Here is a 16,162-nt window from a genome sequence, read left to right on the forward strand (position 1 = left end):
ACCGCGTGTTATTTGATTTTGATGACTACCGCGGTTAAATCATCCTGCGGGCGAGGATCGGCGGCAAAGGAACGGACTTCGGCGGCCAGCTTCTCGACCAGTTCCGCCGCATTGCGATCGCGGTGTTGGGAAATGAGATCGGCAATTCGCTGCGTGCCGAATTGCGTTTCATCATGCCCCATCGTCTCGTGAATACCGTCGGTGCATAGCACCAAGATTTGTCCCGATTCAAGCGGCAACGCTTGCGGACCGGGATATTGAAAATCATCCAGCACGCCCAGCGGTGGCCCGCTGCGCTCTAGTTCTTCGTGCGATCCATCGGGTTGAATAAGCAAGCCGTTTTGACCGGCGCCGAGATACTCGATCCGTTTTTGTGCCAAGTCGAGTCGGACGACCAATGCGGTCATGAAGTCGCCGGCTTCGATGTCTTCGGCAATGGCGTGGTTCCACGTGTTAACGATCGGCTGGCACTCCTTTCGTGTCCGTGCGATACCACGAAAGTACGAACGCGATGTCGTCATCAAAAGTGCGGGGCCAAGACCATGGCCGCACACATCGGCGACCGTCACAATCAGGGTATCTTCATCGATCTGGACGAAGTCAAAGTAATCGCCACTAGTCCACTCGGCAGGACGTGAAAGAAACGCAATGTCGAGTCCTGGAAAGTCTGGCGCATGTTTGGGGAGCAAGTTCGCTTGAACGCGCTGCGCGAGCTGCATCTCTTCGCGGCTATGCTGCACTTCGCGATTGAGCATGGCGTTTTCGGTGGCCAGCAGAGCCCTCGCCGCTTCGTTCTCTTTGAACAACGGTTCGATAGTGGCGATTCCAGAGAAGAAGAGAATCGCAGTAAGAAGCGTCGCCAAGGTTTGAACCCAGAGTGTCGGTTCCCAGACGACTTGGCCCGGCGGATCTTGAATTGTCTCGAATAGTCCAGCCCCGATCCACAGCGTCATCAAGATGCCGGCTCCGGAAATGAAGAGCCACGCATACCGACGACGGTATATCGTGTTCAGCCGAAGTGCGAGAAGCACTGCGACCACTTGGAATAGGGCGGCGAGACCCAGAACAAAGGTGAATGCCATGTTGGTGCCGTTACAATCCACTCTGGAGACTGGCCAGTTATTTAGGATTGTTGAGTATCACTCGACAGGCGGCAATGCGCTTCACGGTTTCTTAATGTTCGTCGGCTTTGTGGGGACCGAAAGTTCGAGCGTCGTCCCCTCCCCTGGCGTGCTGTGGATCGAAAGCTCTGCTTCGAGAAGTTCCGCCTTCTGCTTGAGCCCTTGCAGTCCGTGCCCGGCGAATTCGATTGACTCTAAGTCGAAGCCGACGCCGTTATCTTGCACCTTGGCGACGAGCCGATTGCCGTGCGGGTGAAGCGAAACGCGAATCTCGGTCGCTTCACTATGCTTTCTGGCGTTGGTGATGGACTCTTGAACAAAGCGAAACAAACTCGAACGCTGCCAAGGGGCAAGTCCGGGCAGTTCATCCGCGATATCAAGCTCGACCGAAGCTATGGAAAGAGACGGTAACGAGAGGAAGTCACGCAGAGCGGCCTCCATCCCTTCTTCGTCCAGCTTCTTTGGATTCAGGCCTTGGATCAGTCTGCGCGACTCGGCAAGTGCTTCTTCGAGAATGGCCCGGCATCGCTCGAGCGACGTCTTATCTGGCTTTTCGCTCTCGTAAGATTCGAGAAACAACAGCGCGGCGGTAATTTGCTGCGTTAAACCATCGTGGATTTCAAATCCAATTGACTGTCGCCAATGCTCCAGATGGTCGATGTATCGCCACAAATCGGCCTGGGCTTGGCCGCTGGGGGGTGGTAGCTTGGAAGCCTCGTTCTCGACGGCGTCGGATACGACGGGCTCTTCCGAATCGTCGGCGGATGGTGTCGAATGTTCGAGGGAGTGGGAACTCATAGTTGGCTACTTAACTCCGCGCGCTGCGGTTGGTTTCGCTGATACTTGGATCCCTCGTAAGAGAGACCGAGTGCCCCTTCAATAAGTATTCTACCCCAGGTGGGTGGTCGTGGCAGCGCGAATTTGTCTAATTCCTAACTTTATGAACCTTATCTGCCCTTAAGTCCATCTCAGCTCATCTAAAGGAAGAAATGTATGGAAGCTTCGCAGGCAATCCAAGCCCTCACGGCCTTGAATTCTGAGGAACGCCGCCAAGCTGCAGAGGCTTGTGCCAAAGATCCGGATATTGCGAAGCCCGCCGTCGTGCCGCTTTGCCGATGCTGTGGCGACGCCGACGAGCAAGTTCGCGAGTGGAGCCAGGCCGCATTGGAAGAACTCGGTCCTCCGGCCGCGGAAGAACTCGAAGCACTGCTCGAACTTTCCAATAGCAACGAGATGACTGCCTATTGGGCGGTGACATTGATCGGGCGTTTGGAAGCGGATGCAATATCCGCAGCGAAGCCACTGGCCAAACTGATTGATCAATCGGCAACGCCAGAGGAAGTTCGGAATCGTGCGATCTGGGCAATCGGGCAGATCGGATCGGCCGATGCAGAAACCAAGAGCACGCTCGAAAAAGCATCGCAAAGCGATAACCCTCGCACGGCTCGGCTGGCATCGAAGGCTTTGGCAAAGCTTTCCTGAAGCTTTCACACGTTGGTTTGATCCATGTGTAATTTGGTCTGCTATCACGGTGATCAGCAGTTTCTTGGGCGTTGGTAGCTCTTTTCTGCTTTCTTGCCAGCGACTGACCTGGAAGTGGGGCACACGTTTCGCTAAGGTTGCCCCGCTCAATACCCAGGCCCGGACTAAGGATGGTTCGGTGCTTGTCGCGAATCGATACCGCACATGGCAAGGAGGCTTCTCGTGCGTGCATTCCTATTTTCATCGCTGGCGTTTCTGGTAGGTCTCTTTGCTGCTACCGGCTGTAATGTCGAGCAAGTCCTCGAACAGCTGCCGGAAAGTCCGCAGACACAGGCCACGTCGACCGCTCAGCCTGGGGCTGCACTGCCGGGTAATTTTCAGCCAGGCGATCTGCAGCCAGGAAGTTCGATTCGCGTTGCGAGTTTCAACATTCAAGTCTTTGGCCAATCGAAGATGGGCAAGCCGGATGTCATGCAGACGCTGACCCAGGTGGTCAAATCGTTTGATGTTGTCGCCGTGCAAGAGCTTCGCAGCAAAGAGCAGGACGTCATTCCACGTTGGCTCGAGATGATCAACGCCGACGGCTCGAAGTGGGCTTCACTTGTGGGACCACGACTGGGACGTACCAGCAGCACCGAGCAGTATGTCTTTCTGTACAACACCGAGAAGATCGGCTTCGTCGAGAAGAGCGATTTCACGATCAACGATCCGCACGACTTGCTGCATCGCGAGCCGCATGTCGCGTCGTTCTATGTCCGCACCATACCAGGCGTGCAGCCGTTTACTTTTACGCTGATCAACATCCATACCGATCCGGATGAAACGGACGAGGAACTGGACGCTTTGGCGGAAGTGTTTGAAGTCGTTCGACAGGCGAATCCGAACGAAGACGATGTGATTCTGCTAGGTGACTTGAACGTCGACTACACGAAGATGGGCATGCTCGGTCAAATTCCTGGGATCGTCGCCACCGTCCAAGGCACGCCGACAAACACGCGGAAGACAAAGAGCTACGACAACATCGTCTTCGATCAACGTCGTACGACCGAGTTCACCGGCCAGGCTGGCGTGCTCGATTTAATGGCCGCGTTCAAGCTGACCGAAGAGCAAGCATTGGACGTCTCCGATCACTTGCCGGTTTGGGCGACGTTCAGTGTGACCGAAGCTGGCGCCGGACCATTGGCCGCCGCCCCAGGGGCAACGGCTCGATAGGTGAGATCGATCAAATCGAAACGGGTGGACCCTGTTTGAGAACCGGGACCACCCAAGAGGCACGAAATTCTTACGGTTCGTATTCGTGCATCGCGTGGAAGCCCTGCGGTGGTTCGAAGGGCTTCAAGTCTTTAGCCAGGTAAGCATTCTGGCTCTTTAGATTGCCGCGAGTGACGTAGTAGTTCGGCTCTTGGTGGTAGTCGCTCCACCGTACCGCATAGATCGTCGCGGTGGTCATTTTGTCGACATCAAACTGATGGGCCAGTTCGACGATTTCACCCATTTTGAACTTCGGCTCGGGAAGTTCTTCGACCATTACCGGTCGCGTCTTCATATGAACGTCGCCGTAGCTGATCAGGTACCAGTCGTCGTCGGTGACTTCGCGTCGAAAGATGAAGTCGCTGGGAATGAGGCCTTCGGCTTTATGGCGATCGTCCGGATGTATCCAATGGTCGCCATCCTCTGGCCAACGAGAAAACATCACCCAACTGACCGGTGGTTTGACTGGGAAGTTCTCGCTGTGCTGGATAGGGATCGAGTCGTCCGTGGGAGACATACGTGCTGCTTCTCTTGATCGGGGCTGAAAAGGGTTCGAGATCGGTCCCTTTCATCTTAACGGACAATCGCGCCGACAAGAAATAACACAAGGTGGTTGCCGCAAGGAAGAACCTTGGCGACAACCACCTTGCAGGACACGTCGTGGTGTCTCGCGATGATTTACTCTTGGGCCTGACTCAAGTCATACACCAACTGCGGTGGTGGGACTTTGGCAGCAATTTGCTGGAATGCCGACAGCATCTGCGATTCCAACTCGGCAATGGTCGATCCGCCAGGCACGCTGATGTGAATGCCTCCGCACGCATTAGCGATGGCAGTCATCACGCTGCGGTCAGCATTGGCACCCACACTCATCGTATGGATGGTCACGCCCCGTTTGTGGGCTTCGACTGCTTCCCAAATGGCGTACTGCTTCGAGCGGTCGTTGGTCGAGTAATCGGCTCGCCCGTCACCGTCGTAGTCGGTGTAGTCGTCCCAGTCCCAGTCACGCGGCAGGCTCCAGCCACTTTTGTAGCGGTTGGCGTTCCCGTCGGTCATCAGCACGATTGTCGGGCGAGCCCCGTGACGAGCATGATCGATCAGCAGTTCGTTCGCTTCTTCCACACCAAAGCCAATCGCCGTGTAGCTTCCGTAATGGCCGGCTTGCTTATGACGCTGAATGGTATCGAGCGAATCGTAATCGTCTGAAATCAAGTTACCGTTCAAACTGGCGTAGGCGTTGCCGTCGTTCAGCGTATGCTCGACACGCGACGATTCGTCGTACGAGACGATACCGACTTCATCGCCGAAGTCGAGATCTTCCAGGAAGTCGAGGAACAGCGAGAAACCATTCTTCACCGCGTGGAACGGATAATGCGGAGCTTTCCACAAGTCTTCCGTTTCATAGTTGTGATAACGGTTGGACAGCACGTAGTCGACGAAGTTCTGCTTGCCGTACTTCTGTCGGTTGCCACTGTTGCTGGCGACGTTGTTCCGGCAATAGTTGATGTACTCGTCCCAGCTTCCGCGGCGATAAGGATAGCTGACTTTGTCTAAACCAAATGCTTCTTTAACGGCTTCGTTGGTGTCCCGGAAACGTTCGCCGTAGCCTGGTCCATCACCACTAGCGTTTCGTCCCGACTTCACCCAGCAGCCGACAATCTTTCGACCGTTGTAGCTTCCAGTTCCCCGGAACGTGTGACTTCGGCCTGACAGACCGTCATATTTATAGTGGTGGCCGTTGTCGAATTCGAGCACGACATTGGAAAGGTCCTTAGTCGATTCAACGTAGATCTCGCGATCCTTGAAGGTCACTTCAATTTGTGGTTCACTACCGCGCGATGGCGGTTCACCCACAATCGTCAGATACTCTTGATCAAACGAAAGGTCGCCCACATTGGGGTTCATGGAATTGAAGATGTCGACCATGTTCGCTTCGATCGCATCTTGGCCGAGTCGATTGATCGAGCTGTAGCGGCTGTCGTCGTTCATCGAGCCAGAGAAGTCGAGCACGACGACCATGTCACGAGCTTCAACAAACGCAATCGCTTCCGCTTTCAAGTCAATCGTTGGCGTGCCAACGGCCCAGCCGAAGGCTAACGGCAATTTGCTATCGCGAGCACTCATGTCAGGCTGGTCGCGGTGGGCTTCCACTTTGACAACGTTGAACGGCCCTTCGTTCCAGGTAATGTCCCACTTACCGGTTCCTTCGTTGTAGGTTCGCTTGCCGAAGATCACATCGCGATCAGGGTTCACGTACACACCGTTTCGATTGGCCACATCAACGGCCATCTCTTTGGCATGCGCCAACGAAATCGAGTTCGGGTCGCCTCCGTCGCTGGCGTTTTGCACCGCCGAAGTGATCTCTTGCGAAGCTGCCAACGCAGCCGCGTCGACGGCGTTTTGCAGTCGCGTTTGCTCCATCGCGATGAGCCCCGAGTCGAGACCGAGCGAAAGGAAAGCGAACAGAACGATCATGACAAAAGCCGCCAGCACGATGAAAACACCGCGTCGAGGCTGAAGGACATGAGGGGATGAATTGCGAGTGCTGGCCATGGTTCTACTTCTCTCTGATCCTGCGGGGGAGTGCCGACGGCGAACCGTCGCCCTGGAACGTTAAGGGAAAACTTGGAAAAGAAAGAATCGGGCTACTGTACGATCGTCGACTTCGTATTGCGGAACGTTACGGCGGTCGAAAGATCGTAGTCCAATTCGCTCGGTACCGGCATCGCTGCTACCTGTGATACAGGCACTGCGATACGGACCTGAAATAAGTCGAGGTCGTTTGCGGGATCGTCCAAGTTAAACGTTTCCCCCGGCTGGCCAGCCGGTTCGATATAGATTTGCAGCTTCTCCGGGTCGTAGCCGGAAGCTTCTAAGCTGTTGCGGATGTCCGAGATAATTTTGTCGTTCGAGTCGATTCCGTTGGCAACCCAGTCGGCGCGATCCATCGCTCCCAGGCGAGCCCCATCGCGAGCCACTTGGGCCAGCTGACCGTATGTTTCAAACATGCGGCTCGCTTCCAACATTCCCAGAATGAGCGTCAGGAAAACCGGAGCGATCACGGCGAATTCCACCGTGGCACTACCACGTCGGTCGTTCCGCGTGCGTCGTCGAAAGAGGTTCATAGCACTGTATTGGGAAAAGGATTTTATAAAGCACACCGAGGTGCGTAAGTTGCCAACGCTCGCGTCATGCTCTGCCCGAGGGCAGCCAAGCGAAATCAGGTCGCTTATTCGTGACGAGTAAAAGTCTCGCCGCTGAGCAGTACGTTCTTGAGCCATGGCTGCGGAATCAGCGATACATTGCCGTACGGAATCGAAGCACGAACCATAAAAAGCTGTCGCGGTTCGGCATCGGAAAGCTCGATGTCCGGCATATTTTGAAAGTCTTCCGACGATGTGGGCGCGTCGCCTCCATCGTCGAACTGACTGGCATCTTTAATCAGAACGGTGACCATCGACGGATCGACAGCGCCACCCATGCGGTCCCTGGCATACTGTTCCACTTCCTGGGTCGTTGCCCCCGTTGCCGAGCCCCAGCGAGCCGCGGTGCGCGTGGCGTTCTTCAGCACGTTGTTGATCATCGTGGCATGGCCAAACTCGATGATCGCGAAGACGAACATGAAAAAAACCGGCATCACGAGAGCTGTTTCCACAATCGTAGCGCCGGTTCGCTTCCCGTTTCGGTTGTGCGAAAAGATTGATACCTGGCGCGAATTGCGACGCTTTCGCCACATGGCGAGGGCCTCTTCTAGGGTGCGGAATCACCGCGGAATAGTGAATCAGATTAGGTTCCATCGCAACGAATCCCGCGTCTTATTCAATGCATAAGAGAGCAAGGATGAGTTGCTATTGAAAACCTAGTTCACGAATCGAGCAGACGCCGAAAGAATTTTCCCGCTTTTGTGCAAAGCGAAATGCACGCCTCGAAAGAGGAGGTATGCAGCACCGACCAGGCTCGGTATGCGATGCGAATAATAGAGAAGGAAAGAAGCGGACTTCTCAACGAGTGGTCACTCATCCTGAGCGGTTCCGTTGTCAAAAGCGGCACCACCCAGGGCTCACGCGAAGTCTGTCGACTAGGGCCCTTCTTCTTTGGCCACGGTGTCGATCAGCACGACGATGTTGCCGGTATCTTCGTGATAACCATAAATTTCGTACCACCGCAGCTTGGCAAACTCGATGCGATTATCACGCATCATCTTCATGAACTCGTCGTAGCTGGGGTTCTTTCCGTTGAGTGCTTTGTAGTGCTGAATCTGCTGCTGCAGACCAAGCGTGCTCGCTTTCGCCGCGAGAGTGAAATACCCCGAGGCGGCTTGGCTGAAGGGATCGACCCCTTCGATCTTACCGTCGCGAGCTTCAATGCCAGGCTTTTGAAGCCACTCTTTGGCATCGACGACTTCATCGGTCGTTTGGTGAATGAGCCCCTTCTTCGGTTCGCTGCTCTTGGGCTCTTCCGTCTGGGGAGGTTCTTCGGCGGGCTGCTCGGCTGGCATTTCTTCCGTCGGGGAAGGCGCCGGTTCTGTTTCGCTGGGCCGGTTATTTGCTGGAGTGGTTTCAGCCGGGGGATTGTTCGGTTCGATCGGAGTGTCTTCGATCGGCTCGACACAGCCGAGCATCAGCGTCAACAACGAAAGACAAGTTACCAGTCGCAACATGGGAGAACCGCCCTGAGAAAAGAAGACCTTCAACGTTTGGCTGCATGCATTCTGGCGCGTAACGAGATCGTATGCAAGCATCTACGACGAAGACGATTTGGCTGCCTGCGAAGCGAAAAAGCCCCCCACGAAGATGCCGCCCAGGCAACCCAGGAACACGACCGCCCCGATTCCCAGCAAGATTCGGCTTCCCAGGGCGATGCCCATCAGGAACATGATCGCCGCGAGATTGCCCGCGGCAACGCAGTAGATCTGTCGTTTTCGCCAACGCTCGATCGCGGCACGTTGCTCGTCATTCATCCCAGAAGCTCAGGTGGGGGTGCGCAAGTGGAAGGACCATGCTACTATAAACACTTCTTTCATTCGCGTCTTTCCCCCGATTCATCGGACTTTCATGGCCAAACGTCGCCCCGCCAAAAAGAAACCCGCTCGTCGTCCTGCCGCGCAACCCCAAGCAGGCGTCGATGCCCCTATGCGGATTATTGGTGGGCAGCTGAAGAACAAGAAGATCGAATACTCCGGCGATATCCGGACTCGGCCGATGAAAGAACGCGTTCGCGAGGCAGTCTTCAACTTGATCGGCCCTTCGATCAAAGAGAAAGTCGCTATCGATCTGTTTGCGGGGACAGGCGCGCTAGGCTTGGAAGCGATCAGCCGCGGTGCCACCCAGGCCCACCTGATCGAGCGGCACGTGCCGACCTCGAAACTGATCCGCACCAATGCCGAGGCGTTGGAAGTCGTCGATCAGGTCTCGATCTACGCCAACAATTCGTTCATGTGGGTGAAGAAGGAACTCGAGAACGTTCCGCAAACCCCCTGGGTGGTGTTCATCTGCCCGCCGTACGAGTTTTTCGTCTCGCGGTGGGAAGAGATGGAAAAGCAGATCAACATGTTGCTGGATGCTGCCCCGGATGAAAGCATTCTGATTGTCGAGTTCGACGACCAGTTCGACGCGGCGAATCTTCCCGACGCAGAAAACTGGGACGTGCGTGTCTACGCTCCGGCTCATGTTGGTATCTATCGCTTGCTTCGCGACGAGGACGAAGCGGTCGAAGATTAGCGACCGATTTTGCTGAGCGATCCCCCCACTCTTGTGGCGCCGCTGCGCTTCTAGACCGCTAGCAATGCATCATTATTGGCGAACGTTTCAGTTCCGCCCCGGTTATGACCGATGTAGGGGAGAGACGGCTTATTGCGGAAATGCAGCCCTCCTGACCCCCGGCGTAGTTTCTTGAGCGTGACGATCACAAGGCGGATGGAAACCAAGCGACAAATCACCGTTTGGTTGGTACTTGCTCCCCTGGCAATGCTTGCCCAGGCTGCTTCCCTTTGGGCTGCGCCTCCCGAGCAAGGCGTGCGGTCGGCATTCGACGACCCATCGACATTGCCACTCGAACCTCCCGTTCAACGGCAGTACCAACCACTTCAGCCGGTGCCGACCCAGGAAACCGCGCAGCCGGTCGCCGACAAATCGGAATCGCGCGGCGGCGGCCTGCCAGATCTTCGCTATCTACATCAGCAGCTTCCCAAAGCTGTTGAAAAGATTCGCGAGATGCTCCTGCCTGTCGAAGCTCCTGCCGAGCCTGATCCGAACGACATCACGCAGCCGCTGCAGCAGCCTGTCGAGACGCTCAGTGCTCCGCAAGCAGTTCCGTCGCTGCCGGTCGTGGAAGTCAGCCCATGGCGCGATCCCACGATTCAGCTGCCGATTGACAGTCAGCTGCCACCGCTGGAACGAATGCCACTGGTCACCTACAAGCCAGACACGCGAAACCGCGACAATCTGTATCGCATTACCGACGAGCCTGAAAGTGCCGCCGACGCGATCCCGTCGCTTGAACCACCCAAGGTCTTGCCGCAAGTCGACACGGCACGTCCGGTCGTATTTCGCTGGCCGAAGACGCCCCACCTCGACGCGATGCTGAAGCGTTTGGATGAATACGCCGAGACCAAGACATGGTCGTCCGATTTGCGTAACGTCCTGCAAAAGCTCCGCGAAGAGTCGACGATCGGCACCGATGCCGCCACGCCGCATCTGCGTCGACTTGCGGAATTGACCAGCGATGCAATTCCCCTGGTCGACAGTCTCGACTACGGCTGGGAACGTACCGACGTCACGCAAACTTACTATGCGCTGCTGCGTCGTATCGACCTATGGAACGCCGCGCATACGATCATTCAAAGCGATGCCGAACTGAGTGCTTCCCCCACAACGCTTGGCAACTTGCGTCAGCATTTGGAAGCATCGGAAGCTATCTTGCGGGACGGTGGGCAACTGCTCAGTTGGAGCGATTACCTCCGTTTCAAGCATTTGCATCAGGCCATGGAAAGCAACCCTTCGCCCCAGCGAATGCAAGAGGTCGCCAGCCAGGTTCTTTCTCGGCTGGAAGGAGATCAGTTTGACGAATCGCAGCAGCAGCTTCTCGCCCAAGCGCCTTTCGTGAACCTGGCCAATTCGCTACGCCCATGGCTCGGCATCAACTTCAATCCAGAAAAGACGCTCGCCGCGGTCGAACGATACGAATCGAATCAATCGGCGTCCGATGCGAAGCAGATCGCACTGGAAGCCAGCCTGCTGCAGCATCATGCTGAACCATCCATCATCGAGTTTGGTGATTTGATCGATCATACGTACCGCAACGCGAACTCGCGGTTCGAAGTCACGCAGCAGTTCATGCAAGCCTTCATGCCAGAGCTTCAGCCGGATGAAGAGCCTGTCGACGACTTTATCCTCGGGGCACGCGTGCTTGGCCGCAGCCGTAGCGTGACACGCTTGCATGTACGACCGGTGCCAGATAATCAGCAGTGGCGTGTTCAGTTGGAGGTTGTCGGTAACGTCGATAGCCAAACGACCAGCCACAGCGGTCCCGTGAAAATCTTCAACCGCGGCCGTTCGCGTTATCATGCTGCGAAACAAGTGGTGGTGAACTCGAAAGGCTTTTGGGTTTCCCCTGCCGTTGCACGTGCCGATGCGACGACTAGTGTCGACGATCTGGAAAGCGACTACGATGGCATCCCGCTGATCGGTTCGCTCGTTCGTAGCGTCGCTCGCGGGCAGACCGAAGAAAAGAAATATGCCGCCGAAGCGGAAGTCGAACGGAAAGTTCGCAGCAAAGCAGAACGTGAACTGAACGACCAGCTGAACGCGAAAGTGCAGCAGTGGCAAGACAAACTGTATGTCGACGTTGTCGAGCCGTTGGTACGTATTGGTCTGCAGCCATCGGTGGTCGATTTGAACACCAGCAGTCGTAGTATCTCGGGACGTTTTCGAGGAGCAGGGCCGAAGCAGTTGGCCGCACACACGCCTCGTCCAAGCAGTCCGATCGACAGCGTGTTGAACGCTCAGTTGCATCAGTCTGGCCTGAACAACATGATCCGCCAGCTTCGCTTGGGTGGTCGTGAGTTGACGCCGAAAGAGTTCATGCGAGAAATCGGTACCCGCTTCCCCGCGGTTAGTGGCGATGTCGACGAAGACCTGCCGGCGGAAGTCGCGTTTACTTTCTCAGAAGATGACCCGATCCGCGTCGAATTCAAAGATGGTCAGGCCCAGCTGACGTTGCGGATCGATTCGCTGAAAGTCGATGACAACCACTGGGAAGATCTCGAAGTGTCGGCGTTGTACAGTCCGACGAGTGTCGATTACGACGCCAAACTGATTCGCGATAGTACCGTCTTTCTGCGTGGCAAGCGACTCGGCTTCCGCGATCAAATCGCGCTGCGAGCGGTCTTCCTGAAAGTGCTTTCCAAGAAGCACGAGATTCCGCTCTTCCCTGAAGGCGCCAAAAGCGATCCTCGCCTGGCCCAGTTCAAAGTGAACCAACTTGCTCTGCACGAAGGTTGGTTGGCCGTTTCGCTCGGACCCAAGAGTGTTCCGATGCAGGAACGAAAACTGTTCCGCGTCGCCGACGAACCACAGAAGTCGACCCGTTAGGCATCACCAAAGGCGAACGAGCCATTCCGGCACCATGTTGCGTCACTTAACGGTCGACCCATTCGCGATGCCATAACTCGAGCACCAGCAGAGCCCACAGCCGGGCACTGTGATCGAATTGGTTTTCGGTATGTTCTCGCAGAAGCGTTTCGACGGTATCTTGCCGGAAGTAGCCGCGACTCATGGCCGTTTCACTGGTCAGCGTATCGTGCAGAAGCTCTTTCAAATCGCCGCGGAACCAGGAATCGAGCGGGACACCGAAGCCCATCTTCTTCCGCTTCCAGATCACATCTGGCAGCTTATCGCCGAAGGCATGTTTGAGCAGAAACTTGCCGCGACCTAGCCGCCACTTCCATTTGGATGGCAAGCCAATGGCGAACTCGGCCAGGCGATAATCTAAGAACGGCTGACGACACTCAAGGGCATGAGCCATCGAGGCGATGTCGACTTTGGTGTTCAAATCGCACGGCAAATAGGTTGTCAGATCGGCTAGAGAAGCGGCGGTCAGCACGTCTCGTTTGCCGACTCGCTTCCACGCGGAATAGAGGAACGCGTAAGGATCGGTATCGGGCAAACGTTCCACGAACTCGTCGGCGTACAGTTCCCCGCGACGCGTTTCGTTGAAGATGCTGATCCAGTCGAGATAACGCCGCCCCGGCGACATGGCAATCGCTTCGGCGAATCGTCGCGCGCGTCGCAGCTTCGATTTTTGCGGTCCGCCAGCCGGCAAAAACTTCATTCCCAACTTGGAACCGACGCGGCCGATAGGACCCAACCAGTCGACCATCGCGGCGAGACGCACGGCTCGGTAACGATCGTACCCGGCAAACAGTTCGTCGCCGCCGTCGCCGCTGAGAGCCACGGTGACATGTTCGCGGGTCATCTGCGAAACGTACCACGTCGGTATCGCGGAGCTATCTGCGAACGGTTCGTCGTAGTGATAGATCAGCTTCGGCAGCATCTCCAGCGCGTCAGGGGTGACTTGAAACTCGTGATGTTCGGTCCCCAGGTGCTCGGCCACTTGCTTGGCATAGCTAGTTTCGTCGTATTCCTTTTGGGGGAAGCCAATCGAAAACGTCTTTACCGGTTGATCGGTCAGTTGTTTCATCGTTGCGACCACCAACGACGAATCGATCCCGCCGGAAAGGAATGCTCCCAGCGGAACGTCCGATTGCAGCCGCAATTTGACCGAGTCGGTGAACAGCCGGATCAGTTCGCTTTTGGCATCGTCCAAGCTGATCGCCGTTTCTCGGCTGAAGTCAGGGTTCCAATAACTGGCGACTTCCAGCTTCTTTCCGTCGAACGTCAGGTAACATCCCGGCGGCAGTTTGCGGATGCCTTTGAAAATCGTTCGCGGATGCGGCACATATTGATAGGTCAGATACGCATCGATCGCTCCAGGGTCGACTTCCCGCGAAACACCAGGGACTTGCAGAATCGCTTTCAGTTCGCTGGCGAAGAGCAATCGATCGTCGTGCACGCAGTAGTACAGCGGCTTTTGCCCGAGGCGATCTCGCGCGAGCACAATCCGTCGATGCCGCTGGTCCCACAGTGCGATGGCAAACATACCGTTGAAGTGCGAGAACGCGTCGACCCCTTCATCTTCAAAGAGGTGCACGATGACTTCGGTATCGCAGTGCGTTTGAAAGGTGTGCCCTGCCCCTTCCAGCCGAGCACGCAGTGACTGGAAATTGAAGATCTCGCCGTTGAACGCCGTCCACACGGTTTGGTCTTCATTGGCCAGCGGTTGATGCCCGCCAGAGAGGTCGATGATCGATAGTCGGCGGTGCCCCAAGCCAATGCCAGGCACCGTGCCGTATGGACCATGTGCGTGCGGAAAACGATGGAAGATCCCCGAATCGTCCGGCCCACGATGTGCCAGCGAATCGGTCATCCGCCGAAGTACTTCCTCGCTCACTTCGTGCTGCGGATCGGTCCAAAATGCCCCAGCTATTCCACACATCGTTTTAAGTCGTTGTTGCTTGTTCCGGTTGGTGGATGGTCGGGCCTGCGTATCGCATGTCGAACGCCTGGCTCCCGATTTACGACCTGCGGGCCCTACGTAGGAAACGGGCTCATTCCGAGCCGTCGCTCAAGGGGGCGGCTTCTGCTCGGATACGAGCTTTCACCAGCAGTTGATTCAGCTGCGAGAGCTCTTCTTCGGTCATGTGCCCCAGATTTTGCTTATGGATGTCGAGCAGTGGTTCGCGGATCGTTTCAACCAATTCGCGACCTTTGGGGGTAATGGTGATCATCACCACGCGACGGTCGCTTTCGCTGCGGTTACGTTCCACCAACTGGGCATCGGCCAGGCGATCGACTAACCGAGTAATATCGGGAACCCTGGTCACCATCTGCTGCACGATCTCTAAGCACGGCAGCCCTTCCCCATGATGCGAGTCGAGGATTTTCAGGATGTTGTACTGAGCGCTGGACAAGCTGTGCCGCTTCATCAGGCGACCAGGAGCGGCCGCGATCATGTTGTGCGTGCGCAGCAAGTTGAGAAAGGTCTCCAGTTCGAGTGACTCGAACGGCTGGTCCTTTTTCAATTGCTTTTGAAGAGTCGATTCAGGCAAAACGTACGGCCTTCCAGCGGGGAGAACGAAGCGGGGGAACGTCCCTATTATTATCACAATCTGGGCCGCTGTGGGCCGCAATGAAAAAAAGCCGCCGACTTGCGCCAGCGGCTTTTCATGGGTACTTCGTTGCCGAGTGGAATTTCGACTACTACTTCTTCTTCAGTTCCGATTCAATCGACTGGACCACCATCGCGTCGTCAGGTTCGACGCGGGTGCGGAAGCGAGCGACCACTTCACCATCTTTGCCGATCAGGAACTTCTCGAAGTTCCACTTCACGTCGCCGGGGTCGGCTTCGAAGCTCTTCAGCTTGGTGTACAGCGGAGCCGTGTCGTCGCCGTTGACTTCGATCTTCTCGAACATTGGGAATGTCACGTCGTAGCGATCGGTGCAGAACTCACGGATCTCTTCGGCCGAGCCTGGTTCCTGCTTGCCGAACTGATTGCAAGGGAAGCCCAACACAGCGAAGCCCTTGTCGCCATACTTTTCGTACAACGCTTGCAGCGGTTCGTACTGCGGTGTCTTACCACACTTGCTCGCGACGTTCACGATCAACAGCACTTTGCCTTTGTACTTGGACAGATCGACTTTTTCGCCTTCGAGCGATTTGACTTCGCCTTTCAAAACGTCATCAGCTGCCACGGCAGTCATCGAAAACGCAGCCAACAACGCCAGCGAAGCAAAGACGGAAAGAACCGACTTCATGAGATACTCCTCACGTAGGTAGGGGGAAATGATTTCTTCAGGCAGGACCGGGAAACAATTTCTGTTTCAACAGCCAATGGTCTAGTGTACCGAGGCCCCGGCGCGAAAGAAACAATTCTCTTGCCGCCCCCCTGCTCTTCGTCCTCTCGGCAAGCGACATCCGAGCTCTCTGGTCTCCCTTAGGATCCCAAGCCGATCGTCTGTGGAACGAGAAGCGCCAAGATCGTGCAAAAGGTCCAAAATGCCTAGTTTGTCGAAGAATTCGAAGCCAAATTTCGATGCTTTACGCATGGAAGTTAAAAGAATGGAAAAAAGGCGCAAAACATTGTTTCTGCCTAGCATGGAGTTTGACATTAGCTCTGTAGGGCGGTATTCGTGAGTACTAAAGTCGCGATTGTGGCCGTTTATTTTTCCTCGTCATGGTCTCAGGGGCAG

The 16,162-nt window shown here is 55.8% G+C and carries 15 protein-coding genes; 4 read left to right on the top strand and 11 right to left on the bottom strand.

Going from position 1 to position 16,162, the window contains the following annotated elements:
- Nucleotides 1-8 precede the first annotated feature (8 nt).
- Entirely contained in the window at nt 9-1,082 is a 1,074-nt protein-coding gene (locus tag LA756_RS18870) for a PP2C family protein-serine/threonine phosphatase (RefSeq protein WP_224436283.1), read from the bottom strand.
- 81 nt (nt 1,083-1,163) lie between these two features.
- A complete protein-coding gene (locus LA756_RS18875; protein WP_224436284.1) occupies nt 1,164-1,919 on the bottom strand; it encodes a sensor histidine kinase in 756 nt (251 codons plus the stop codon).
- A gap of 195 nt (nt 1,920-2,114) precedes the next feature.
- Here LA756_RS18875 and LA756_RS18880 point away from each other — a divergent pair, with 195 nt between their 5' ends.
- Complete coding sequence (locus tag LA756_RS18880) at nt 2,115-2,603, top strand: HEAT repeat domain-containing protein (protein WP_224436285.1); 489 nt, start codon at nt 2,115-2,117, stop codon at nt 2,601-2,603.
- A gap of 222 nt (nt 2,604-2,825) precedes the next feature.
- Complete coding sequence (locus LA756_RS18885; RefSeq protein ID WP_224436286.1) at nt 2,826-3,815, top strand: endonuclease/exonuclease/phosphatase family protein; 990 nt, start codon at nt 2,826-2,828, stop codon at nt 3,813-3,815.
- Nucleotides 3,816-3,885: 70 nt separating this feature from the next.
- On the opposite strand, the gene LA756_RS18890 is transcribed toward LA756_RS18885, so the two are convergent.
- From LA756_RS18890 to LA756_RS18915, 6 genes are all read right to left on the bottom strand, one after another.
- Entirely contained in the window at nt 3,886-4,371 is a 486-nt protein-coding gene (locus tag LA756_RS18890; RefSeq protein ID WP_224436287.1) for a hypothetical protein, read from the bottom strand.
- Between the two features lie 161 nt (nt 4,372-4,532).
- Complete coding sequence (locus LA756_RS18895; RefSeq protein WP_224436288.1) at nt 4,533-6,407, bottom strand: vWA domain-containing protein; 1,875 nt, start codon at nt 6,405-6,407, stop codon at nt 4,533-4,535.
- A gap of 92 nt (nt 6,408-6,499) precedes the next feature.
- The gene (locus LA756_RS18900) at nt 6,500-6,979 is read right to left on the bottom strand and encodes a TadE family protein (RefSeq protein WP_224436289.1); all 480 of its coding nucleotides are present in this window, start codon (nt 6,977-6,979) and stop codon (nt 6,500-6,502) included.
- Nucleotides 6,980-7,083: 104 nt separating this feature from the next.
- On the bottom strand, nt 7,084-7,590 hold the full coding sequence (locus LA756_RS18905; RefSeq protein ID WP_224436290.1) for a TadE/TadG family type IV pilus assembly protein: 507 nt from the start codon (nt 7,588-7,590) through the stop codon (nt 7,084-7,086).
- Between the two features lie 342 nt (nt 7,591-7,932).
- Nucleotides 7,933-8,514, bottom strand: coding sequence for a hypothetical protein (locus LA756_RS18910; RefSeq protein WP_224436291.1), 582 nt, complete (start codon nt 8,512-8,514; stop codon nt 7,933-7,935).
- A gap of 81 nt (nt 8,515-8,595) precedes the next feature.
- On the bottom strand, nt 8,596-8,814 hold the full coding sequence (locus LA756_RS18915; RefSeq protein ID WP_224436292.1) for a hypothetical protein: 219 nt from the start codon (nt 8,812-8,814) through the stop codon (nt 8,596-8,598).
- A gap of 94 nt (nt 8,815-8,908) precedes the next feature.
- Between LA756_RS18915 and LA756_RS18920 the strand changes: the two genes are divergently transcribed.
- Complete coding sequence (locus LA756_RS18920; protein WP_224436293.1) at nt 8,909-9,574, top strand: RsmD family RNA methyltransferase; 666 nt, start codon at nt 8,909-8,911, stop codon at nt 9,572-9,574.
- A 195-nt stretch (nt 9,575-9,769) separates the two neighbouring features.
- Entirely contained in the window at nt 9,770-12,445 is a 2,676-nt protein-coding gene (locus LA756_RS18925) for a hypothetical protein (RefSeq protein WP_224436294.1), read from the top strand.
- 46 nt (nt 12,446-12,491) lie between these two features.
- Here the strand turns inward: LA756_RS18925 and asnB are convergent, their stop codons facing one another.
- The 3 genes from asnB to LA756_RS18940 form a co-directional block, all read right to left on the bottom strand.
- The gene (asnB, locus tag LA756_RS18930) at nt 12,492-14,408 is read right to left on the bottom strand and encodes an asparagine synthase (glutamine-hydrolyzing) (RefSeq protein ID WP_224436295.1); all 1,917 of its coding nucleotides are present in this window, start codon (nt 14,406-14,408) and stop codon (nt 12,492-12,494) included.
- Between the two features lie 112 nt (nt 14,409-14,520).
- The gene (locus LA756_RS18935; protein ID WP_224436296.1) at nt 14,521-15,021 is read right to left on the bottom strand and encodes a MarR family winged helix-turn-helix transcriptional regulator; all 501 of its coding nucleotides are present in this window, start codon (nt 15,019-15,021) and stop codon (nt 14,521-14,523) included.
- 151 nt (nt 15,022-15,172) lie between these two features.
- Complete coding sequence (locus LA756_RS18940) at nt 15,173-15,673, bottom strand: glutathione peroxidase (protein WP_224440405.1); 501 nt, start codon at nt 15,671-15,673, stop codon at nt 15,173-15,175.
- Nucleotides 15,674-16,162 lie beyond the last annotated feature (489 nt).

Origin of the sequence: Bremerella sp. TYQ1 (genome assembly GCF_020150455.1) — a bacterium.
Classification (GTDB): Bacteria; Planctomycetota; Planctomycetia; order Pirellulales; family Pirellulaceae; genus Bremerella; species Bremerella volcania_A.